We start from the raw sequence: 23,270 nt of genomic DNA, 5'->3' as shown, positions 1-23,270 counted from the left end.
AGCAACTACTTGAATGCTTTCTTCAAACCAAAAAGGCTTTTATTCTCTAAATCCAAATGCAAAAGAGATTAAGGCTTACGCAACGAACTGAAAACAACAGCATGAAATCGCAAAATCTCTAAGTTAATGTATTTGCGGCAGATTGGGGGATTTGCCGCAACCTATGGCATTTTTTGGCCTGAGGATAATGTAAACTACTTAAATGGCCGTCAATGGTGAGACAGACAAAACCGAGTAAATATAGCTTCACTATAATTCGAGTAAATATAGCCTCACTATAATCCGAGTAAATATACCTTCACTATATGCTTTATCATCAGAAAAAATCCGAGTAAATACACCTTCACTATAGTGCTTACATCAGGAAAAACTTGAGGCTTTTCTGGACCTATATCGAGATTATTACGGGGAAACTCTGCGAGTTCGATAAAATCAGATGTAAGGTGGGGAGCAAATTAGCCTCTGAGTTAGATCACTCCGTTTCTGATCTAAACAGGAACTGGACATCTAGAAAATATATTTAAGATAATATCTCTGGCAAAACTGATCAGAATAAAAAATGCGTTGAAAATACCTCTGCTAAACCAATCAGAGAAAAAAATGAATTGGACTAAAATTTAGAGATTTCCACTACATGTAAAGGGGGTACTATATGTCTCAGAAAATAACTGGAAAGGATTATTTGACGATGAGTGATGTCGTACTGGACAATAAAAGAGTACTTGTAAGGGTGGACTTTAACTCACCAATGGATGATAATGGAAACATCCTGGACGATAAGAAAATTAAGAGCCATTTGCCTACGTTGCAGTCCCTGGAGCACTCAAAAGTGGTCCTGATGTCTCATCAGGGTCGACCTGGAGATGAAGACTATACCACCCTGGAAGCCCATGCAAAGCTGGCAACAGAGCTTTTGGGTCGAGAAGTAACCTACGAGGATGATATATTCAGCTCATGCGCAAGGAATGCTATAAAATCCCTTGCCCAGGGAGAGATCCTGCTCCTTGAGAACACGCGTTTCAATGCCGAAGAGATCACGAACCGCCCGCCTGAGAAACAGGCTAAAAGCCAGATGGTCAAGAAGTTGTATCCACTATTTGATCTCTTTATAAACGATGCTTTTTCAGTTTCTCACAGATCTCAGTGTTCTGTGGTAGGGTTTACAGAAGTCTTGCCTAGCGTTGCTGGCATACTTATGGATAAGGAAATTACAGGCTTGGATAAAGCCTTGAAATGTCGTGAGCACCCAGCAATCTTCATACTGGGAGGAGCGAAAGCCAACGACTCCATAAAGGCGATTTCTAATATTCTCAAACGGGCTGGAGCTGATAAGATCCTTACCACAGGGGTAGTAGCTACAATATTTATGATGGCAATGGGCGTCGATGTAAGCGAGGTCAACAGGAAATTCATTGAAGATAAGAAATATATGGACCAGATTTCGATTGCTTCCAAGCTACTCAAGGATTACTCAGGCAAGATCATCGTGCCTCAGGATGTAGCGTTAAACAGTGGTGGAGAACGTCAAGAAGTCGAAGTGGACAAGATAAAAAAAGGAAATCTTCCAATAGCTGATATTGGCCGAGAGACCATCGAAAATTATTCCAAATATCTTAAGGAAGCAAAACTATGTGTTTTTCATGGCCCAACCGGTATTTTTGAACTAGATAATTTCAGGCTTGGTACGGATGAACTTCTTAAGGCTGCGGCTCAAGCAAGCTATTCTGTCGCAGGAGGAGGGCATACCTTAGATGCCATTGATCAACTCGGTCTGGGCTCTAAATTTTCTCATATAAGCATGGGTGGAGGTGCAAGTATAACCTATATCTCTGGCGAGCCCTTGCCAGGAATCACAGCTCTGAAAAAAAATGCATTCAGGTACCATCAAGGTTAAAAGGTCTATACAAGCTGTCTTTTTATATGTACGATTCACGACCTTGAAATGCGAAGAAGGCATAAACTCTATCAAAGCATAGAAAAGTCAATTATATTGTCAAATATCTGTCAATTCAAGCATGCCAACTCAGGTAGCTTGAAATTTTATTCCATTATTTCTCAATTCAACTGTGTGAATCAAACTTATATTTCCTCAAAGAACTCCTTGGTTACTTACTTTTATTTCTTCAAAGAACTCCTTGATTACTTACTTTTTAGACAATTAACTGATGCAAAAGGCTTTGTATTCTATGACATTTTATTTATTTATATCCAAATGCAAATGATTCAGGGCTTACGCAGTAAACTGAAAAAAATAGCATGAGATATTAGCGTGAGATATTAAAAAATTTTTTAATTATTGTATTGCAGCAGTTAACTCATGCTTTTTTGCTCTAAAATACGCAAGTCCTAAAGACACAAGATTATTAAACTTATTGAAAAGGGGGGCTTCAAATGAGAATGATGACACAGCAGAATCTCATCAATGCGTTTGGGGGAGAAAGTCAGGCATATATGAGGTATGCGCATTTCGCAAATCAAGCTGAAACCGAAAAACTTAACAATGTAGCTCGTTTGTTCCGCGCAATCGCTCATGCTGAATATGTACATGCAGGAGACCATTATAGAGAGTTAAAACACCTCGATGGGGGATTTGTCGCAAATAGTATGGCAGTTTTTGGACCGGGTGATACCAGGAAAAACCTTAAGCTGGCCATTGCTGGTGAAACATATGAAATCGAGGAAATGTATCCTGCATATATTGAAGTAGCAAAATTCCAAGAAGAAAAAGATGCACAAAGAAGTTTTGAATGGTCCTGGGGTACTGAAAAAATGCATAAGATGCTTTATGAAAAAGCTCTAGAATCGGTGAACTCAGGAAAAGATCCAGAATTAGGTCCTATTCAGGTTTGCGAGGTATGTGGATATACCCTTGAAGGAGATGCACCCGATGTATGTCCCATATGTGGCGCATTGAAAGAACAGTTTACAGCATTTGAATAAGAGCTAATCCGAAAATCAAAATGACCATTCGAAAAGTTATACATTGTCTGATACTTTGTCTACAAGATCGATTATGCGGTTTGTACATTATGCCGGTTTTATAAGTTATAGAACATGAACCAACATCTTTCGGATAGGATCTGATAGAAGATCTCACTTAGAATTTCCTGAACTGAACATAGAAGTTAGCAGTTAAACTGAGAACTTGATGTTGTTAACCTTTGACTGCCTGAGAAGCAAATTTGACCTCGCATCTATTGTGCCTGATTTTGGACATTAAGTGTGTAAGTCCTAAGATATGGTAATTAAAAGGACAGGATAACAATGGCTAAAGCAAAAATTGCGGTAAACGGTTACGGAACTATAGGAAAAAGGGTTGCAGACGCCGTTAGGGCTCAGGACGATATGGAAGTTGTCGGAATTTCCAAGACAAAACCGAATTATGAGGCAGCAGTGGCACATCGGCTAGGATATGACATATATGCCCCAGCTGCAAATCTCGAAGCTTTTGAGAAAGCAGGAATGCCAGCAGCTGGAAGTATTGAAGAGATGCTAGAGAAAGCTGACCTGGTTGTGGACTGCACTCCAGGGGGAATTGGGGAAAAAAATAAGCCTATTTATGAGAAAGTAGGGATAAAGGCAATCTGGCAGGGAGGAGAGAGTCACCCCATTGCGGGTTTTTCCTTTAATGCAGAGAGTAATTACGAACAGGCTGTAGGCCGCGACCTGACAAGAGTTGTCTCGTGTAATACTACAGCACTTTGCAGGGCTATTTCAACTATAGACAGAGAACTCGGAGTAAATAAGGTAAGAGCCAGTCTCTCAAGAAGGGCAGTTGATCCCAACGAAATTAAAAAAGGACCTGTTGATGCAATCGTACTTAACCCGGTTAAACTTCCGTCTCACCACGGACCGGACGTAAGGAGTGTGCTTCCACACATTAACATAACGACTGCAGCTATAAAAGTCCCAACGACTCTGATGCATGTGCACACTGTAAATATGGAAGTCAATAAGGATTGCACTGCAGAAGACGTTAAGAATATCTTTGGTTCTCAGTCCAGGATCCGTTTAGTAGGGCAGGGGATTACTTCAACAGCTGAGATAATTGAATTTGCACGGGATATTGGGCGCCCCAGACACGATATGTGGGAGCTCTGTATCTGGCCTGAATCTATTACAGTGACCGATAAAGAGCTTTACTTCTTCCATGCTGTCCATCAGGAGTCTATCGTCGTTCCAGAGAACGTGGATGCTATAAGAGCTATGATGGAACTTGAAAGCGACGGTGCAAAGTCAATTGAAAAGACAAATAAGGCTATTGGACTGTATAACAAGTAAGGTTGTGAGGATCAAAGTATCTATGAAGATTGAGTTTTTAAGGACTCTGGAGACTTCTGGAGATTTAATCTGAATCTCTTGAGTCCTATTATTAAAATTCAGGAGATTGTATTTGAAAACCAGGGATTTGTAAAAAATCTGTCTAAATCCGTCTAACTTAATTCCAGGTGGCTGAAAACAGCCAAACAAAGAAGTGTCTACTCATTTCAATTTAATGGAACTCGTTATTTCAGAAGACATCTACATAGCCTTAATATGATCTACGGAAAAAAATTCAACCGTGTAGTCCTATTCTGGATTTACCAAAAATTGAGAATCAGTAATGTAAAGTAAAAATGAGAGATGTCCACTAAATTTGAAGAGGATACCTCGTAAGTAAAACTCAAATAATCTAAAATATGCCCTTTTGAAGACGTTGTAAACACCTGCACCTTTCGATATTTGACATATTATGAGGAACTTTCGCTTCAGTGTCTGTATTATCTTAATTCCTCAATATAAAACTCATGAAGTAATACTTATTTCAGCATGTTGGATTTTAATGATAAAATCGCTTTCAATTTTCAAAAAAGATGTAATACGAGAACTTAAACTGGAAAATCAATTGCATAAGAAGTTTAACGGCTTAATAGTGGTCTATAATTGAACAATAGGTTATAATATACATGCATATGTTTTATTTTGCTTTTGAGGTGTATAAGTTCTAGTTGTATAAGTTCTAGGTACATAAGTTCTAGGTACATAAGTTCTATCTGGATTTATGAAGTAAGTTGGCTGACTTTAATATATTCATTTCCCTTGATGATATATAAGTGATTATTGTCCTATAATTTACATAAGAATGAAAAGGAAAGGGGAAAGGAAAGGGGAAAGGAAAAGAGAAAGGAAAGGAGAAAGGAAAGGGGAAAGGAAAGGAAAGGAGAAAGGAAAGGGGAGTTTGACATGAAAAATACTGTTTTCAGGAATATAATGGTCGCAACTGACGGTTCGGAACGAGTAAGAAAAGCAGTTTTTGCAGCAGTTGAAGTTGCAAAACTAAGCGAGGCAAGGCTTTATGCTGTGCATGTTATCGAACTGGGAGGTTATGATTCATTAATTCAGTCTAGAAATAAAGAATGGAATAAGGCAATTAAAGATCAGCTCATAGCAGAAGGTAAGGACGCAACAAGTTATGTTGAGAATGTCGGAAGAGCTGCAAACGTTAAGGTTGAATCTATAATTCTTGAAGGAAACCCTGCAGAAGAAATTGTCGATTTTGCAGAAGAAAACAACATTGATCTTATCGTAATAGGCACACAAGGAAGAACTGGAGTCCACAGATTTTTGATTGGAAGTGTAGCTGAAAATGTGATTAGACAATCTAATGTAAAAGTACTTGTCGTAAGGGGAGAAGCTATCGAAAAAGAAAAATAATTTTTCTAATAAGTTGTGAATCTGATTGTTTTATCTACCTTGACTTTGTCACATTTCCTTTTCACGTCAACCGTGAAGTCCTGATTTTTCCTTAATAAATTTAGTTTAATGAAACAAATAACAGATACCTTCATCAAGTCAAATAATATTTCTGTAAAAAAATACATTTCAGAGAAACATCTTGACTCCTGTTTTCAAACAAAAACTCATTGTGTTATTTTCCTGTATTGATTACCTTGATGTAAAAGGCTATTGTGGAATGTCTGAATACATGGTGAGAAGCTGGAATGCATGGCATCATCATATGGCATTGATTATGCTTGCAATGCTTATTCTGTTGTCGTACAAAATAAAATTTATGAAATTTCATAAAATTTCACTTCATGGTTTCATTTTGGTGATGAAGTTCCATAATCCATTGAAGATATTGAATGCGGGAAAGATTGCAAGAATATTTACATCCTCTTTGCCAGAGTAAAATCGTAAACTCTATAAGCTGGCTTTGAAAAATTTTCAGAGGAGCTTCTTTCCGGGTTCTATCAAGGATTTATATTCACAAACTTCTACAATTTTGATTGTTTTTTGTATTTTTTCCAAGATTTCTGAAGAGCCCTGAGTATTCTTTGGGTTATGTATGTATACTTATAATTCTGGGTGAAAGTTCAGTGAAAGTAGTGAAAGTAATTCTTTTTTGGCAAGAACTGTATTGAAAGGATTGAATTTGTTTTAAGGAGTTCTTGTCAAATTAATATCTATTTTTTCAGAGTGTATTTTAATAAAGTCTTTTTATTTTAAGTACATTTCGTAACACTCTTATATATTCAGATAATAACACCTACGTGTTGTTAATATCGTTATTCATATTACAGGTGGTTAGGTAGGCTAAATTCACAAAATAAGGAGTTCTGTGATGGAGAAAAAAAAGTTATTATTTTCTATTTTCTTGACAGCCCTGATTTTAATAACGGCGGGCTGCGCTAATAAGGACAGCCCTCAGGCCGGGACATCGGCTGAAAACGCTTCTGATCAGACCGGAACATTGGTTGAGAACCCTTCCGACGGATCAAAGTATGTGAATGTTGTTAATCTAAGCGGCGGGGATTATGGCTATCCACAGCCATTTTCGATATATCCGAGAGGTCCTGGGTCATCAAAAGTTGGAATGATCTTTGACAGTCTGTTCGAAAGGGATGAAAAAGGTATAATTCCCTGGCTGGCTGAAAGCTGGGATGCCAATTCAAATGGAACAGAATATACAGTTTATCTCCGTGACGGTGTCAACTGGAGCGATGGAGTGCCTTTTACGGCAAATGATGTTAAATTTACTTTTGATTATGAGCAGAAAAATGTACCCATATCAGGTGGAATTGAGTCCGGTATTATAGATAATGTTCAGGTCGTGAATTCCAGTACCGTCAAGTTCGTACTCACGCAGCCTGCTTCTCCATTTATTTATAAGGTCACGAGTTTCAAAATCATACCTGAGCATATCTATAAAAATGTCTCCGATCCTACCAGTTTCCTTGACCCAGAAGCAGTCATCGGTACTGGCCCGTTCATTCTTGATGAGTACAACAAAGAGCATGGAACATATCGGTTTGTAGTAAATGAGAATTTCTGGGGACCGGAACCTGCCGTTAAAGCCGTTGAATTTATTCCGGTCAGCGACTCATTAATAGCTTTTGAACAAGGACAAATAGATTTCACAAGTATATCGCCTGATACTCTTGACCGGTTCAAATCAGATTCTGATATAAGAATAGTCCAGCAGCCGGCTTTCTGGGGTTACCAGTTTTATTTCAATATGAAAAACTGTCCTGAGCTGAATGACAGTAGAATAAGGCAGGCCTTTGCTTACGCCATTGATCGCGATGAACTGGTGGAAAAGATCGCAAGAGGTGCAGGGAAAGCCGGTAAAATGGGCATACTCCCTGAAGACCATATCTGGTATAACTCTGACCAGCCGAAATATGACTACAATCCGGATAAAGCCCGAGCATTGCTTGAAGAAGCCGGATGGACTGACACAGATGGGGATGGGATACGTGATAAAAACGGGGAAAAACTGTCATATGTATTATCTCTTGGATCATCTGCTGCTGGCAATAGCGAAGTCCGTATCGGCGAACTTATAAAAGAGAGACTAAATGAAGTAGGAATTGACGTTCAGGTAAAAGCCCTTGAGAGCAAATCCCGTGATGCCAATCTAAAGAGCGGAGACTTTGAACTTGCGATCAGCGGCTTTGGCGGCTGGGGACAGGATGCAGATTATCTCCGTACAAGATACTGTGACACAGGTGCACAGTCAGGAAGTGTATCATCTGGAGCAGCAGTATTTGGTTACCACAACGATACCCTGAATGATCTTGGTGCTCAGGAATTACAGGAATTGAACGATGATAAACGGAAAGAAATAGTATACAATATGCAGACCGTGCTTGCTAATGATGTACCCGCAATACCGCTCTATTATACTACATCATATGATGTATGGCGCATTTCAAAATATGACGGCTGGATGAATAGGTACGATCACCATGCAAGAACACACAATATTCTTTCGTATTTAGAGAGGGATGGAATTGCAGCAAAAAGATAACATTGATAACCTGATCGACTGCTGGAAAAAAGCTACAACTAGTGGGATGCTCCAGGATGAGGGCAGGATGGCAGCGTTCTGGAACAAACGTTCTGGGAACTATGCCAATAACATTGAAAAAGATAACAGAAAGAAGAGAACCGATGAGATTCTCGAACTCCTTGAAGAAGCCGGATTTAATCCGGAAGGTTCCAGAGCCCTGGATATCGGGTGCGGACCCGGCACTCTCACTCTCCCTCTTTCAAAGCTTGGAGCAGAGGTGACAGCACTTGATATCTCATCAGGAATGCTTGACAGACTGAAAGATTCTGTAAAAAAAGAGTCTCTTCCGGTAGATATCGTTGAATGCTCCTGGTGGACCGCAGACATAGACGAGCTTGGGTTTCGGAATGAATTTGACCTGGTAATTGCATCCATGACCCCCGGAGTAAAGGATATCGAAAGTTTTGACAAAATGATGGCGTGCTCGAAAAATCTCTGTTATTACAGTAATTTTCTGAGAAGAGAAGAGGACAGGGCATATCGTGATATCAGGAGTTCGATACTTGGTGAAAAATCCGAGAATAACATGAACGGCATAATTTATCCATTCATGTATCTTTACCTCTCAGGCTACAAGCCATCGCTTCGGATCAACCATTCCGAATGGAAGGATGAACTAAACTGGAAAGAAACGGCAGAACAGACAATAGGGTTCATTGGACGGGACCGGGATTTTGATGATGAAACAAAGCAGAAAATAAGGGATTATTATCAAAATGCCTCTCCAGATGGAATCTACCGTTCTGAGTCTGATGTATATACCGGTATGATGGTTTGGGAAGTTAACGGCAGATGATTGGATAGTAAAGGGCAAGATGATTGGATGGTAAATGACAGGAATTCGTTTATCTTCAGGTTGTTATCGACAATTTTTGTAATTCTTGTCATTAATTTTTTTCTACCAAGGATGATGCCTGGAGATCCATTCTCAACAACTTCTGCAGATGAAGTAGGGGAAGATATTATTGTAATGACAGAGGAGCAGCGTCTTTATTACATAAACTATTACGGACTTGACAGGCCATTGCCTGAACAATTTTTAGCATATATGAAAAACCTGATGACTGGCGATCTTGGAAGGAGTATTTATTATAAAATGCCGGTCAGTGACGTAATAATGCTCCATCTTCCCTGGACTATGTTTATTGTCATGAGTGCTACAGTAATCAGTACAATCTCTGGTGTAGTTCTTGGAACACTTTCGGCAAAGAACCGGAAGAAGGGGAGTGATAGAATTATGATGACGGGTATGATTGCCTTTGCAGAAATTCCTTCCTTTCTGCTTGGCCTGATCCTTCTTCTGATTTTTAGTGTATATCTCAGGCTTTTTCCACTTGCAGGCGCTGTTACCCCCTTCGCAAACTATAATGGTCCTGCAGAGCAGATACTGGACATATCGTACCATGCCTTTCTGCCTGTTCTGACTCTATCACTTTCACAACTGACCGGCGTGTACCTGCTCACCAGAAATACACTGATTACAGTGATCACAAAGGATTACATCCGGACTGCCAGAGCCAAAGGTCTGGGTGAAAAAAGCGTTTGGATCCGGCATGCACTCCGAAATGCACTACTCCCGGTAGTGACAAGAACAGGTTTTACGATCGGCATAATGATGGGGGGTGTTGTACTGGTTGAGAATGTATTTTCTTATCCAGGCATAGGGATGACACTCAGAAGTGCTGTCGTCGGCCGGGATTATCCGCTTATTCAGGGTATTCTCCTGGTAATTGCAGTCTCCATACTTATCTGCAACCTTCTGGTTGACAAAATATACGGGAAACTTGATCCGAGGGTTGTGATATAATAAAGGATACTGCTGTCTCTGAAAATGCCGGAATACTCTCTTTTATTCAGGCTTTAAATATTAACAAAATTGCCAGAAACATAGCTAAGCCGTTCTCCAGGTTAAGTATTGAAGGTAAAATTGGTATCTTTGGTCTTATCTGTATTATTTTAATGGCAGTTTTTGCTCCTGTGATAACAAATTATCCTCCTCAGAAGATCTCAGGTGATTCACTCGAACCTCCTTGTCCCGAACACATACTTGGAACCGATGAACTCGGTATGGATATCTGGTCACAGATATGTTATGGTGCAAGAATGAGCCTTACAATAGGGCTTGCAGTAGCTTTTATAGCAGGTTTTGGAGGAGGAGCTATTGGAATACTGGCAGGATATATTGGAGGGCACGTTGATCAGGGCTTGATGAGAGTAATTGATGTTACAATGGCTCTTCCAAGCTTTCCTCTTCTGATCGTAATATCTGCTTTTCTTGGTCCAAGTATTCTTAACGTAATTCTTATACTTGTTATTTTCAGCTGGGCCAAACCTGCACGTATTGCACGTTCCCAGACCCTGTCACTAAAGAAGAACAACTATATTATTGCAGCCCGGAATTACGGCGCAAAGCCATTTTACCTGCTCCGGAAGCATATATTTCCTGAAGTTCTGCCTGTCCTGTTTGTGCTTGTCATCGGGATATCCTCACACGCAATCATAGCCGAAGCAGGACTTGCCTTCCTGGGCCTTGGAGATCCTACTTCCAAGAGCTGGGGAATGATGCTTAATCATGCAACCAGTTTCCGTTCGATATATTTTACACCCTACTGGCAATGGTGGTTATTGCCTCCGTTGTTTATGCTCATTTTCCTCCTGATCTGTCTTGCGTTCATAAGCAGAGATATGGAAAGGATACTCGATCCAAAATTAAAGATAAAAAAAGGCTTCTGATCATGAGTCTGCTTAAAATCAATGATTTTAAATGCCACTATCTGACCGATATTCCTGGGCTTAAGGGAAGCGAGTTCAAGCATCTGGGAACTGAAATGCAGATGATTTTCCAGAATCCGAAATCTTCCCTTAACCCCAGGATGAAAATCTACGGTTCCATTGCCGAACTTTTAAGGCTACATAGGCTCTGCGAAAGGGATGAAGAAAAAGCATGATATGGAAGTCGTAGAGTAGATGAGCGATGGGATATGGTTATGGAAGAGGGAAAATAATTAATTTCAGATGATTTCTCATGGTTTCTATGATTTCCAATTGATTTCCGATTAACTTCCAATAAACTTCCAATTGATTTCCAATTGGTTTACGAAAAGAAAGCGTAAAAGGAGATTGAACATGAAAGTAAAGAACGAGCTAATGGATACTCCGGCTGTGGGTGTAGACCGTTTAGTCAAGACCATGGAAAACTCGACCAGGGGACTGAAAGAGTACAGGTTGATCTTTACAGCTCTTGAACTTGAGGTGTTTGAAGCTCTGAAAACCCCCCTTCAGGCAGGTGAACTTGCCGAAAAAATGGGGCTCGATCCGGTGTTAGTTCCCCATTTCTGCGAAGCTCTTGTCAATCTCGGGCTTTTGGACAGGTTTGAGGAGATCGTTGAGGAAGAGAGGAAGGAAAAAGAGGGAGAAGAAAAAGCTGAAAAAAGCACGTTTTTGCCCCGGTATGTGAATTCGGAACTTACCGCTACATATCTCCTTAAGGAAAGTCAGTTTTCCCAGCAGCAATACCTTTCCGAAATGTCCAGGAACGCTGCACTCTGGGCCCGTTTGCCCGAGCTTATGAAGAATGGGCCTGTAGTTGTCGATAAAGGTCCTTTTTTCTGGGAGATTATCAGTTGCATGGCTGAAAACACCCGCTGTGGACTGCTTCAGGAAACCGTCAGGAAGGTTATGGAAAACGTTGATTTAGGAAAGGTTCGAAAACTCCTGGACATGGGAGGAGGGCACGGGCTCTATTCTATTGCTTTTGCTAAAATGAACGAGCAGCTAAAAGCTTTTGTATTTGACCTTCCCCAGGTAACCATAAAGACAAAGCAATACATTGAAAAATACGGGGCTTTCAATGTGGACGTAATTCCCGGTGACTTCTTTAAAGAGGAACTCGGCACCGGGTACGACCTTATATTTTCATCCTTTAACCCTGGCGGCAAGGCCCCCGAACTTATCCCTAAAATTGCTTCAGCCCTGAATGATGGTGGGGTTTTCGTAACCCTGCAGGTCCCGGATGAAAATACGAAATCAGATCCTCTCTTCAGCCTGGACTGGAACCTTTGGACCTTTGAAGACACAAAGAAAGGTGGTACAGGATACTGCTTTGAAAATAGCGTGCCCTTCAACGAATATATCGGGATGCTGGGAAACTACGGACTTGAAGTCTTCAGGACCCTGGACATGAAAGAGGGGTCAAGAATGGTTTTTGCAAAAAAAGCAGGAGTGAACTCCGGAGCGGATGAACAGGAGTGAGAGCCTGATATTGAGTGGATTATTGAGAGGGAAAAAAGTCAGGGAAGAAAAAGGGTTATGATTATGAGTCTGCTTAAAATCAATGATCTTAAATGCCACTATCTAACTGACGTTGATACCATTAAGGCTGTTGACGGTATTTCTTTTGAGATTGAAGAAGGAGAAATTCTGGGCATTGTCGGAGAATCCGGCAGTGGCAAGACCACCGTTGCCCTCGGGATTATGGGGCTTTTGCCGGAAAATACAGCTATTTCCGGAGAAATTTTTTACAGGGATGAGCTAATCTCCTCTTTGCCTGAATCTGAAATGGACAAATTCAGATGGAATGATATTGCAATAGTTTTTCAGAATAGCCTTGAGGTGTTGAACCCTGTTATGAAAGTGGGCGTTCAAGTAAGAGAACCGATGATAAGGCACTTTGATATCAGTCCTGAGAAAGCACAGAGTAAATGTGCTGATCTGTTCAGGACGGTTGGCCTTGATCCTAAATGGATGGATTCATATCCGCATCAGCTTTCCGGAGGTATGAGGCAGAGGGTTCTTCTGGCAATGGCTCTTTCATGCGACCCGAAATTGCTGATTCTCGATGAAGTTACTTCTGCTCTTGATGCATTTACCCGAAAGGAAATCAGGGACCTTCTTATCGACCTTCAGAAGAAGAACGGGTATACGATGTTAATGATCTCTCATGATATCACTTTTGTGTCTTCTGTTGCGTCCAGAATTGCTGTTATGTATTCAGGAAGGGTTGTTGAAACAGGACCTGTAAGGGATATTCTCGTATCTCCCCGTCATCCTTATACAAGGGGCCTTGTCCACTCGACCCCGGATATTTTTGTTTATAAGGATTTATGGGGAATTCCGGGCGATGTACCTGCAGGGGATGGATTTAAGGGCTGTCCTTTCAGCCCGAGATGTACACAAAAAATCGATATCTGCAGTAAAGTTTCCCCGGTTCTGACGCCGATAGGAGATGGAAGGGAAATTGCATGCCATAGAGGGGGAATAGCAGACGTTCTGGAAGCCAGAAACTTGAGTTTCAGCTATCGTCTGCCTAATGGAGAATATCTTCAGGCAGTTGAGAATGTTAATCTGGAAGTGAGGGAAGGAGAGGTTCTTGCAATTGTTGGTCAGACCGGTTCAGGAAAGTCAACGCTTGCACATATCCTTGCAAACGTAATAAGGTCCGAGCGCGGAGAAGTATTGTTTATGGGTGGGAATGTTGGTGAAGGAAATTATGGAAGCAGGTTCAACGGCATTCAGATAGTATTTCAGGACCCATTCAATTCAACCAGCAATAGGTTTACTGTGCTTGATGCAATCAAAGAGCCTCTTTATATCAATAAGATCGGGTCCAATGGAGATAGACTGCAAATGGTTAAAGGTGCCCTTGAACTTGTTCGTCTTCCCAGTACTGACAATTTCCTCAGCAAATATTGCGGGGAACTCAGCGGCGGGCAAAGGCAGAGGGTTGCACTTGCAAGAGCAATGGTTATGGAGCCGAAACTTCTTATTGCCGATGAGATAACGTCGGCTCTGGATGTTTCAACCTCTGCAAATATATTGCGTCTTTTAAAGGGCCTTCAGAACAGGAGAGGATTTGCAATGATATATATTTCACATGATCTCTCCCTGACACTGAAGATTGCTGACAGGATAGCCGTTATGAATTCCGGAAAGATTGTAGAGATGGGGAATTCCCACGATGTTATGCTTTCACCTTCTGATGAGTATACAAAAAGGCTTGTGGGTTCAAGAATAGGACTGTGCTGTCATACTCATTAAGCATCATGATCTTTTTTAAAATTCGTAAATCATCACTGTTTATTTTTTGTTAGTGAAAGGTGAATTTCTGATGTGCGAATTTCTGATAATTGTTCAAAAATCCTGGTTTGAAAGTTTTGTTCAGGTTTGAAGGTTTTGTTTAGATTTGAATATTTTGTTCAGGTTTGAAGGTCTTGTTTAACATGAGTGCAATAATCGTTAAAGAGTTGACAAAAAAATTCGGAGAATTTACTGCCGTTGACAGTGTCTCATTTTCGGTTGAACCCGGAGAGCTTTTTGGGCTTTTAGGCCCTAACGGTGCGGGAAAGACGACTATAATCAATATGCTGACGACTCTTCTTCTTCCGACTGCAGGTGGCGCTGAAATCGCAGGATATGATCTTAGAAGGGATCCTGATTCGATCAGGAATAATATCGGAATAATATTTCAGGATCCTTCACTTGATATAGGGCTTACCGGGAGGGAAAATCTTGAATTTCATGCCATGATGTACAACATTCGTTCAGATGAGCGGAAAAAAAGAATCCAGGAAGTGCTTGATGTTGTGGGACTGGCTGACAAAGCTGAGATTCTTGTTGAAAATTATTCTGGTGGAATGAAGAGGCGGCTTGAAATTGCAAGGGGGCTTATTCATTATCCAAAAGTTTTGTTTCTGGATGAGCCTACTCTCGGGCTTGATGCACAGACCCGGAGATCAATATGGGAATATATCGGAAACCTGAATCGAAATTATGGGACATGCGTCATCCTGACTACCCATTATATGGAAGAAGCTGATTTCCTCTGTGATCGCATTGCGATAATTGATCATGGAAAGATAATTGCACTCGATACTCCATCAGGTCTGAAGAACCGTCTACTGGGAGATTGTGTCAGCCTGACTATTGATGGAAAGGTTGCTCTCATAGCGACTGCTCTTGGGGAGAAAGAATGGGTAAGGGAAGTTGTTCCTGATGGAAAAACGCTTGATCTCATTCTATCGGATTATGAGAAAAACATACCTGACATTTTTCAGACCGCCTCCAACCTGGGTGTCGGGATCAGTTCGATAAATTTCAGCAAGCCAAGCCTTGAGGATGTTTTCCTCCGCCTTACAGGTTCAATAATACGAGAACAAGAAGGCAGCAGGCAGTCAGCCAGGCGGGACCGGATGAGAAGGAGGATGCTCAGATGATTCAGGGAAGAGTTATATATGTTCTCTGGCGGCGTGAGATTATAAAGTATTTCAGGGTCAGGTCCAGGATAGCGGGTGCAATTGGCATGCCGGCTTTTATGCTGATCTTTCAGGGTATGGGCTTTAGAAGAGTGGAATTTCCAGGTCTGCCTGCGTCAATAGGATATTTTCAGTATCTTGTACCGGGTATTATCGGGATGACTCTTCTTTTTACGGCTGCTTATGCAGGTATGAGTGTCATAATGGACAAGCAATTTGGATTTTTAAAAGAGGTTATGGTGACTCCCGCAAGCAGAGTCTCTATTGTTCTTGGAATGATCTCCGGAAGCGCAACCACATCAATCATTCAGGCACTTATTATTATGTTGATGTCTGTATTACTTGGTTTTAAACTGCCTTTAATTCATGAGGTTCTGTTCTCTATCGTGATAATGGTTCTCATATCTATGATCTTTATAAACATAGGGTTAATTTTGTCATCCTTATTGAAAGATTTTCATGGATTTAGCACGGTTATTAATTTTATTGCATTCCCTCTGTTTCTTTTATCTGGAGCTTTATTTCCGGTTTCAAATTTGCCGGCTCCGATAAGGATTCTATCTTATTTTGATCCGCTGACATATGGTGTTGATGCCTTGCGAGGAATATTGATTGATCATTGTGAATTTTCAATTGTTCTGAATATATCTATTCTTTTAACGCTGTCGGTTTTGATGGTCTGTGCCAGCAGTTATTTCTTCCGGAGGGCAGAGATAATATAGACACATTTTTATTACATCGGGAGCACAGAGAGTCACGAATACTCTATTCTTTACAGGCTGTCCAGCAATTATTGGTAGTAATAAAAAAGTGCTAAAAAGAAAGCAAATAAGACCTTTAAATCAAAAAAGAAGGAATTCTTTTATTACCGAAGGTAATTGTCGGACAGGCTTGTAAGAGATTGTAAGAGATTGTAAGAGATTGTAAGAGAGCGTCGTAAAAGTTCAAGATTGCCTATAACTTGGTCAATTTTCACGGCATAACTATTAAATTATTTACTCTGTTATAAATATATAGAATTGAAGCTCGATGGCTATGCATGATTGATTAGAAACTCCAGACCTTTACGACTCTCTCATCACTATATCCAAAATTTAATATATCCCTTAACACAGTTAAGATATGAAGTCCCTACCAATCTTTTTAATACTCATTTTCTTTCTCACGTCTACTGCTTCTGCAACAGTTACTGTATTCCCAACCCCTCTTGGTGCAGGAAATCCTCCAGCAACAGCCCGGGTAAACTGCTCCTGCGGGAATAGTTATATTGATTATACAGCGGTAGCCGTTTCAAGTGATCCACGAACAGTACAATTTAAGGATCTATCAAAAGGTAATGAGACATATGTCAGATGGAACTTTGGAGATGGAACCTCTCTCGAAGGTACAAATATTACTCCATCACTAAAAAATCCAGTACATACGTTTCCAAAGAATGGCTATTATATTAGTTGTATGACCACCAGGAATAGTTGTTGTGGTCAGAAGTTATGGGTTCATATGACTATTATTATTACTGACGAAAACACTACAGTACCTTTTAAAACTCCAGTTGCTACTTTTTCGGCAGCTCCAACCTCAGGAGACGCTCCGCTAAAGGTTCAGTTTACTGACAAAAGTACACCATTTCCATATACTGATAAGAATACAGGAATTTCAACTTCATGGAAATGGAGGTTTGGAGATAGCACATATTCAACAGTTCAATATCCTGCACACACTTACAGTAAAGCAGGGAACTATACTGTCAGCTTAACAGTAAAGAATGCTGTGGGCAGCGACACTAAAACAATAAAGAACTATATTGTTGCAAACAAGTTGAAAGCTCCAGTTGCTGCTTTTTCGGCCTTCCCAACTTCAGGAAAAGCTCCATTAAATGTTGCCTTTATTGACAAGAGCACAGGATCACCAGCTTCATGGAAATGGAGCTTTGGAGACGGATCAAGTTCATTCGCTCAGAATCCGACTCATAAGTATTCAAAAGCAGGAATATATACTGTTAACTTGACAGTAAAGAATGCTAAAGGCAAGAACACGGTAACAAAAACACAATATATAAAAGTGATAACAAAACCGGTTGCTGCATTCTCTGCATCCCTAACTTTAGGAAAAGTACCTTTAACTGTAAAATTTACTGACACAAGTACAGGAATCCCGACGAAATGGCAATGGAGTTTTGGAGACGGGTCAAAGTCATTCGTTCAGAATCCAAAGCATAAGTATTCAAAAGCAGGGAAATATACCGTTAGCTTAACTGTAAAGAATGATAAAGGCAGTAATACAGTAACAAAAACAGAATATATAAAAGTAATAACAAAACCTATTGCTTCATTCTCCGCCTCCCCAACTTCAGGGAAAGCACCATTAAATGTTGCCTTTACTGACACAAGTACAGGAACCCCGGCTAAATGGAAATGGACTTTTGGAGACGGAGCAAAGTCATTCGCTCAGAATCCAAAGCATAAGTATTCAAAAGCAGGAAGATATACCGTTAGCTTAACTGTAAAGAATGATAAGGGCAGTAATACGATAACAAAAACAGAATATATAAAAGTAATAACAAAACCTGTTGCTTCATTCTCCGCGTCCCCAACTTCAGGGAAAGCACCATTAAATGTTGCTTTTACTGACACAAGTACAGGAACCCCGGCTAAATGGAAATGGACTTTTGGAGACGGAGCAAAGTCATTCGTTCAGAATCCAAAGCATAAGTATTCAAAAGCAGGGAACTATACTATCAGCTTAACAGTAAAGAATGCTAAGGGCAGTGACACTAAAACTAGATCTGATTATATCGTAGTATCCTGAAAATGAATACCTTAAATTGAAAAACATGTAGAACTTACGCAGTTGAACTGAGAAATCAATAGTACCAAACCCTCAACTGTCTAAATCGTTCCCCTATTCGCAACGTTGATTGTGGTTGATTTTGTACTTCAAGTGCGTAAGTCCTACAATAAAACGGAGACTTTTTATTTTTGGAACTCGAGAAAATATCATTTTTGCACCACAACCTGAATTTCTGCACCAATTGACTGCCATTTTTGAACCTTCACTTCAGCCTGGACAAAATCGTATAATTGCCCAGAGCCATTAAGAAGATCTTCGATGAAATGATAGTAGAAATTGATAGTAGAAATTGATAGTAGAAAAGGATAGTAGAAACTAAAAAATTATCGTAAACAGATGCCAATGAGGTAAAATGCAAATCTAACCTCTGCATTTGAATCTATTTTCTCAATCTCTCTCAATCTCCACATGACTACCATCGCAGAACGGTTTATTTCTGGATTTTCCGCACCTGCAGAGAGTGACTCGATTCCTGATCTCGTACTGTTTGCCGTCGGCAGATTTTATCGGGATGCCGCCACGTACCCAGAGAGGACCTTGCTCGCCTTGGTGAGGCCCTTCCTCGACAACAATAGATTTTTCAAGCTCAGGCTCAATTGTTTTTCCTGTGGCATTGTCAATGATTACCAACCTGCCTGAAGGGCAGTTACATGCTTCTTCTATAGCAATGTCTCGAGCTTCCGGGTTTTCGGGTTGCTGGACAAGGTTCCATATTTTCCCTGCCCGTGTACAGAATCCTGCGTGGACACATAGATGCTTATTGTCAATAAGAGTCAGCAAAGGGCCAGTGATAACATTAGCACCTTCGCTAAAGGGCTCAAAGTCTCCTGCCTCGGTTCCATCAAAATGGATCTTTGAATGTGTCCCATCACAGAAGGGCTTATTCCCTGACTGACCACATCGGCACAGAGCATACCGGTCCCTTATAGGGTATTTTTTGACTTCGCGCCATATTAGACGGTCAGTGTCTTCATCTTTGCAAATCTCCCAGGTCATAAGGGGAACTCTACCGGTCACCATATATGGACCGTTCTTAAACACAGCAATCTTCATGGAGTCATTGGATATTTTTGACTTTTTTTCCACTTCTTTGATCATCTTGCAGCCTCCTCTGTGTCTGAGTTTCTCAAAACTTTCTATGGCAGGATCACCAATCATTTTCAATATCTTCAAAAAAGATTGTGAAGATTTTTCATCTTCATGGCAAGAAGAAAATCATAAACTTATAGATTAGCTAACTTATGGATTAGCTAACTTATGAATTAAGCTTTAAGCGGGATCAAAGCAGTTTCTGTCCTGGCTCGGTCCCAGCCCCGGGTTTGCACTCATAAACATCAGTAATTTTCAGAACTGCAAGGGCTTTTCCAGGGAACCTGTCTCCTTTGCTTTTGACCATTTTATACATCTTCTCATAGTCTTCCCCTTCGGTCTTGATCTCAATATCTCCTTTTATCTGGTAGCAGCCTTTGATTTCCGGACCCCATACATAGATCGCTCCCCTGGGGTTTTCATCAAGATTGTTGCGAGTTTTATTAAAATAATTGTCTGCGATCCAGATTGTTTCTCCATCTTCCTGTAGATCACACATGCCTATTGGTATGACATTTGGTTCTCCACCTTTAGATGCAGTTGCAAATGGAAAAATTTTCATCTTTGCAAAGTCTTCCTTCATTTCGTCAGTTAATTTTACCATTTATTTCACCACTTATTGAATTGGTTTTTATTAATATGGTTACAATCCTTATATAACTTTGAATGACTCAAAAAAATAGAAAAGTTTATGATTTCGATTTTGCGTTTTATCTCAAGAAAAGAGGCGAAAACTAATAGAAAAATTGAAATTCACGGATATGTTTGAAAGTCAGGTCAAAGAAATAGTTCACCCTTTACCCAAAGTTCATCAAATTTTGTCTTGAATCGCTTTGCATATGATTCATCATATATTCTTGTCATACCGAGATTTCTACTCATATTGAACTGGTCTTCAACATCGAGCAGGGTTATCTTGGAATCAATGATTGAAAAATTGTATTCGGTTTCTAAAATTCTTACTTCCAACAGATCCTTAAAATAGCGTTTAAATGACAGATCTTCTATTGAATCAATAAGCTCTTTTAATGATGGTAGTAATTGTGATCCCGGATCCAAAATTTTAACTTTTATGCCACGCTGTACTAAACTCAAATAAGCTTTGCTAAATGTGGATACTGAGGCATCATATAGCTCCGATCTTTCAGGCTTGTACTTAATATGAATTACAACACATATTTCATGCTCGATTTTCTCGAAAGATGAAGTCACCATTTCATTTAGTTCATTATTACGAAAGCAGTCAGGCCAGAAGACAGTTTCAACATTTTGTGGTGAATTGTCGTTGCAAAGTTCCCTTTCGATTTCATCAAATGTTTCTTTGAGCACTTTGAGCTCATTGAGTGTTTCTTCCTCTTTTCTTTTATACATGAATTTAAATGCGTTTTTGGGATCAACCACACGGTATCTCTGTGGCCGAGACGGTTGGATTTCAACAAGCTCATAATTTTTGAGGGCTTTGAGAACCTCGTAGATCTTCCCTATAGGGACTTTCGATGCATGTGATAATTTACTTGCTTCCATAGAATCTTGTTTTAGAAGTGTTAGGTAAACTGAACTCTCATACTTGTTCAATCCAATTTTTGCAAGTAATTTTTCATTCATCTTTTCACTACTTTTCAGTTTATTGTAGAGTAAAACGGTTATCTTTCTGAATGATATTAAGACTACTGTTTAAGCATATGAAAGGTTCTAGCATATGAAAGTGAAGTTGTTAAGTTAAAGGCTACGCTGACTGAATACATTCGTTCAAATAAAAGAACGATATGTGACAAAGGTTACATTGAACCTATGAAAGAATAAGTAACAAACTCCATGAAATAATATGGGATAGATTAACTAAAAGTGGTCAAGATGATGTTTACAAAAAGTAACAAATATGATTTTGATTTTGTTAAAGAAAACATGATGGGACCAAACTCAATGAAGATTCTTGAAGAAGTGTCCGAGTCTCTGAAGCTTGAGAAAGGCATGAGAATACTTGACCTTGGCTGTGGGAGAGGGCTGACCTCAATATTCCTAGCAAAAGAATATGATGTTACAGTTTTTGCCACTGATCTCTGGATAAGTGCAACAGATAACTATGGGAGAATTAAGTCAATGGGACTGGAAGATAAAATAATACCAATACACACAGAAGCCCATGATTTGCCGTTTGCAAATGAATTTTTTGATGCTGCTATCTGTATAGATGCCTATAATTTTTTCGGAGCTGAAAAAGATTATCTGAAGAATCATTTTGCTCCGCTTGTAAAAAAAGGAGGAAAAATTGCAGTTGCAGTTCCTGGATTGAAAAAGGATTTTACAAACGGAGTTCCGGAAGAACTACAGCCTTACTGGTTTGATGATATGAATCTTTACTCCTGTGACTGGTGGTATAATTTATGGAAAACTTCCGATCTGGTAAATATTCAGGAGTGTAAAGAGTTAAATTGTTTTGAAGAAGCATGGAAAGACTGGCTTATGTGTGACAATGACTTTGCTCGTAGAGATATAGGAATGATGGAAGCTGAAGGTGGAAACTACTTTAATCTGGTTTCAATCATAGCTACAAAGTTATGATTCAAAATCTGTTGAGGAGCTCACGACCTGGCCTAAAAATCTTGTACTTATATATTTACAAGATGTGAGAAGGAAATTAAAGTGGAGACTTTGCTAATGAATTTTACAATAACTTATCTGATGAGGATAAGCTCCTGTATTCTGAAATAGCAGATTTAGCTATTGAGCTCGGTTATAAGCCAAAGCAAGAAAGTATTTCCAAAATATGAGATCAAACAAAGATCATATCTTGGAGTTGTAACGTTAGCAGCAATAATCAGATTAAATTAAATTTTTGATAGGCTCATCAAATTATTATCTTTTTTTGTAACTATTCAGCCTATCAAAACAAGTCTGTAGATAGTGATTCTACTAAAACTGAATAATCCGAAAAATAACTTATGAACAATGAAAAATGTAGTCAATCACCAGCAATCAAAGAAAATCAATTGACAGAAATTTGTCTATTGAATTTTGATAAAGATGACTATTGATGTTGTTTTATCGGAGCTGAATAGTTACCTTTTTCTATCGTTCTATGCATTTTTAAATATCTTGTCCAAGAAATACTGGTGAATCCGCAAATCCTCGGTTAACTCCGGATGGAAAGCAAGAGCCAGCACATTTCCCTGCTCTGCAGCAATAATCAGGTCATCAAGCCTGGAAAGCACGCGAACCTCAGGCCCGCAGCTTACGATTCCGGGAGCCCTTATAAACACGCCGGTAAAAGGAGAATCAAGGATTTCGACCTCAAGTTCGGCTTCAAAAGAATCTCTCTGCCTTCCGAAAGCATTTCTGTTGACCTTTGTATCCATAATTCCGAGCAATTCCTGGCTGGTTTTCTCAACCTGCTCGTCGCCTTCCTTTGAAAGCACAATCAAACCTGCACAGGTTCCAAGAATTGGAACTCCTCTTGCAGACGCATCCTTTATTTCCTCTGCAATCCCCTCGCGGGCAAGCAACCTGCAAAGTGTGGTACTCTCCCCGCCAGGAATCACAATTCCGCCGCACTCCGGGATAACACCCTTATGCTTTACCGCAACTACCTCTGCACTCATCCCTCTTTCCTTGAGTGCCCTCCTCAAAGCATCAATATGCTCAGAAACCGCTCCTTGAATAGCGATTACACCTATTTTCATGAAAAACACCATTTTCCAGAATCAATTCATTATCTGTTAATCCGAAAATAAAAAATTTAATTGATT

At 39.9% G+C, this 23,270-nt stretch carries 19 protein-coding genes and 1 pseudogene; 16 read left to right on the top strand and 4 right to left on the bottom strand.

The features are described from left to right. The first annotated feature begins 652 nt into the window (after positions 1-652). From MSBRW_RS06255 to MSBRW_RS06185, 15 genes and pseudogenes are all read left to right on the top strand, one after another. Positions 653-1,894 (top strand): phosphoglycerate kinase, encoded by a 1,242-nt coding sequence (locus MSBRW_RS06255; protein WP_011308470.1) that lies wholly within the window; start codon positions 653-655, stop codon positions 1,892-1,894. 497 nt (positions 1,895-2,391) lie between these two features. Further along, positions 2,392-2,940 carry a rubrerythrin family protein gene (locus MSBRW_RS06250; RefSeq protein WP_011308471.1) on the top strand — a complete coding sequence of 183 codons (549 nt, stop codon included), beginning with the start codon at positions 2,392-2,394 and terminating at the stop codon, positions 2,938-2,940. A gap of 324 nt (positions 2,941-3,264) precedes the next feature. Next, positions 3,265-4,281 carry a type II glyceraldehyde-3-phosphate dehydrogenase gene (locus MSBRW_RS06245; protein WP_011308472.1) on the top strand — a complete coding sequence of 339 codons (1,017 nt, stop codon included), beginning with the start codon at positions 3,265-3,267 and terminating at the stop codon, positions 4,279-4,281. A gap of 942 nt (positions 4,282-5,223) precedes the next feature. Beyond that, positions 5,224-5,694: a universal stress protein gene (locus MSBRW_RS06240; protein WP_011308473.1), complete on the top strand. Its 471-nt coding sequence runs from the start codon at positions 5,224-5,226 to the stop codon at positions 5,692-5,694. A 232-nt stretch (positions 5,695-5,926) separates the two neighbouring features. Beyond that, positions 5,927-6,172, top strand: a pseudogene (locus MSBRW_RS06235) (hypothetical protein); the annotation flags it as partial. Between the two features lie 432 nt (positions 6,173-6,604). Next, entirely contained in the window at positions 6,605-8,293 is a 1,689-nt protein-coding gene (locus MSBRW_RS06230; RefSeq protein ID WP_011308474.1) for an ABC transporter substrate-binding protein, read from the top strand. Then, a complete protein-coding gene (locus MSBRW_RS06225; RefSeq protein ID WP_048103063.1) occupies positions 8,271-9,131 on the top strand; it encodes a class I SAM-dependent methyltransferase in 861 nt (286 codons plus the stop codon). Before MSBRW_RS06230 ends, MSBRW_RS06225 begins: the two co-directional genes overlap by 23 nt. A 27-nt stretch (positions 9,132-9,158) precedes the next feature. Beyond that, positions 9,159-10,142 carry an ABC transporter permease gene (locus MSBRW_RS06220; protein ID WP_011308476.1) on the top strand — a complete coding sequence of 328 codons (984 nt, stop codon included), beginning with the start codon at positions 9,159-9,161 and terminating at the stop codon, positions 10,140-10,142. Between the two features lie 152 nt (positions 10,143-10,294). Further along, positions 10,295-11,068 (top strand): ABC transporter permease, encoded by a 774-nt coding sequence (locus MSBRW_RS06215; RefSeq protein WP_011308477.1) that lies wholly within the window; start codon positions 10,295-10,297, stop codon positions 11,066-11,068. A 2-nt stretch (positions 11,069-11,070) separates the two neighbouring features. Further along, complete coding sequence (locus tag MSBRW_RS06210; RefSeq protein WP_048103065.1) at positions 11,071-11,283, top strand: hypothetical protein; 213 nt, start codon at positions 11,071-11,073, stop codon at positions 11,281-11,283. A 178-nt stretch (positions 11,284-11,461) separates the two neighbouring features. After that, positions 11,462-12,586, top strand: coding sequence for a methyltransferase (locus MSBRW_RS06205; protein ID WP_011308478.1), 1,125 nt, complete (start codon positions 11,462-11,464; stop codon positions 12,584-12,586). Between the two features lie 63 nt (positions 12,587-12,649). Then, positions 12,650-14,371 carry a dipeptide ABC transporter ATP-binding protein gene (locus tag MSBRW_RS06200; RefSeq protein WP_048103066.1) on the top strand — a complete coding sequence of 574 codons (1,722 nt, stop codon included), beginning with the start codon at positions 12,650-12,652 and terminating at the stop codon, positions 14,369-14,371. Positions 14,372-14,553: 182 nt separating this feature from the next. After that, positions 14,554-15,546, top strand: coding sequence for a daunorubicin resistance protein DrrA family ABC transporter ATP-binding protein (locus MSBRW_RS06195; protein WP_011308480.1), 993 nt, complete (start codon positions 14,554-14,556; stop codon positions 15,544-15,546). Next, positions 15,543-16,307 (top strand): ABC transporter permease, encoded by a 765-nt coding sequence (locus tag MSBRW_RS06190; RefSeq protein WP_011308481.1) that lies wholly within the window; start codon positions 15,543-15,545, stop codon positions 16,305-16,307. The genes MSBRW_RS06195 and MSBRW_RS06190 overlap by 4 nt, the downstream gene beginning before the upstream one ends. A 400-nt stretch (positions 16,308-16,707) precedes the next feature. Further along, positions 16,708-18,393 carry a PKD domain-containing protein gene (locus tag MSBRW_RS06185; RefSeq protein WP_011308482.1) on the top strand — a complete coding sequence of 562 codons (1,686 nt, stop codon included), beginning with the start codon at positions 16,708-16,710 and terminating at the stop codon, positions 18,391-18,393. A 429-nt stretch (positions 18,394-18,822) separates the two neighbouring features. On the opposite strand, the gene MSBRW_RS06180 is transcribed toward MSBRW_RS06185, so the two are convergent. The 3 genes from MSBRW_RS06180 to MSBRW_RS06170 form a co-directional block, all read right to left on the bottom strand. Further along, positions 18,823-19,593, bottom strand: coding sequence for a CDGSH iron-sulfur domain-containing protein (locus MSBRW_RS06180; RefSeq protein WP_011308483.1), 771 nt, complete (start codon positions 19,591-19,593; stop codon positions 18,823-18,825). 121 nt (positions 19,594-19,714) lie between these two features. Beyond that, a complete protein-coding gene (locus MSBRW_RS06175; RefSeq protein WP_011308484.1) occupies positions 19,715-20,128 on the bottom strand; it encodes a pyridoxamine 5'-phosphate oxidase family protein in 414 nt (137 codons plus the stop codon). Positions 20,129-20,301: 173 nt separating this feature from the next. Continuing rightward, positions 20,302-21,129 carry a TrmB family transcriptional regulator gene (locus tag MSBRW_RS06170; RefSeq protein ID WP_011308485.1) on the bottom strand — a complete coding sequence of 276 codons (828 nt, stop codon included), beginning with the start codon at positions 21,127-21,129 and terminating at the stop codon, positions 20,302-20,304. A 249-nt stretch (positions 21,130-21,378) separates the two neighbouring features. On the opposite strand from MSBRW_RS06170, the gene MSBRW_RS06165 reads away from it, so the two are divergent. After that, positions 21,379-22,086, top strand: coding sequence for an SAM-dependent methyltransferase (locus MSBRW_RS06165; protein WP_011308486.1), 708 nt, complete (start codon positions 21,379-21,381; stop codon positions 22,084-22,086). A 515-nt stretch (positions 22,087-22,601) separates the two neighbouring features. On the opposite strand, the gene pdxT is transcribed toward MSBRW_RS06165, so the two are convergent. Beyond that, a complete protein-coding gene (pdxT, locus tag MSBRW_RS06160) occupies positions 22,602-23,204 on the bottom strand; it encodes a pyridoxal 5'-phosphate synthase glutaminase subunit PdxT (RefSeq protein ID WP_011308487.1) in 603 nt (200 codons plus the stop codon). Positions 23,205-23,270: the final 66 nt, after the last annotated feature.

The sequence above is a fragment of the Methanosarcina barkeri str. Wiesmoor genome, assembly GCF_000969985.1.
Lineage (GTDB): Archaea > Halobacteriota > Methanosarcinia > Methanosarcinales > Methanosarcinaceae > Methanosarcina > Methanosarcina barkeri_B.
This window is presented reverse-complemented; position numbering and strand designations above follow the sequence as displayed.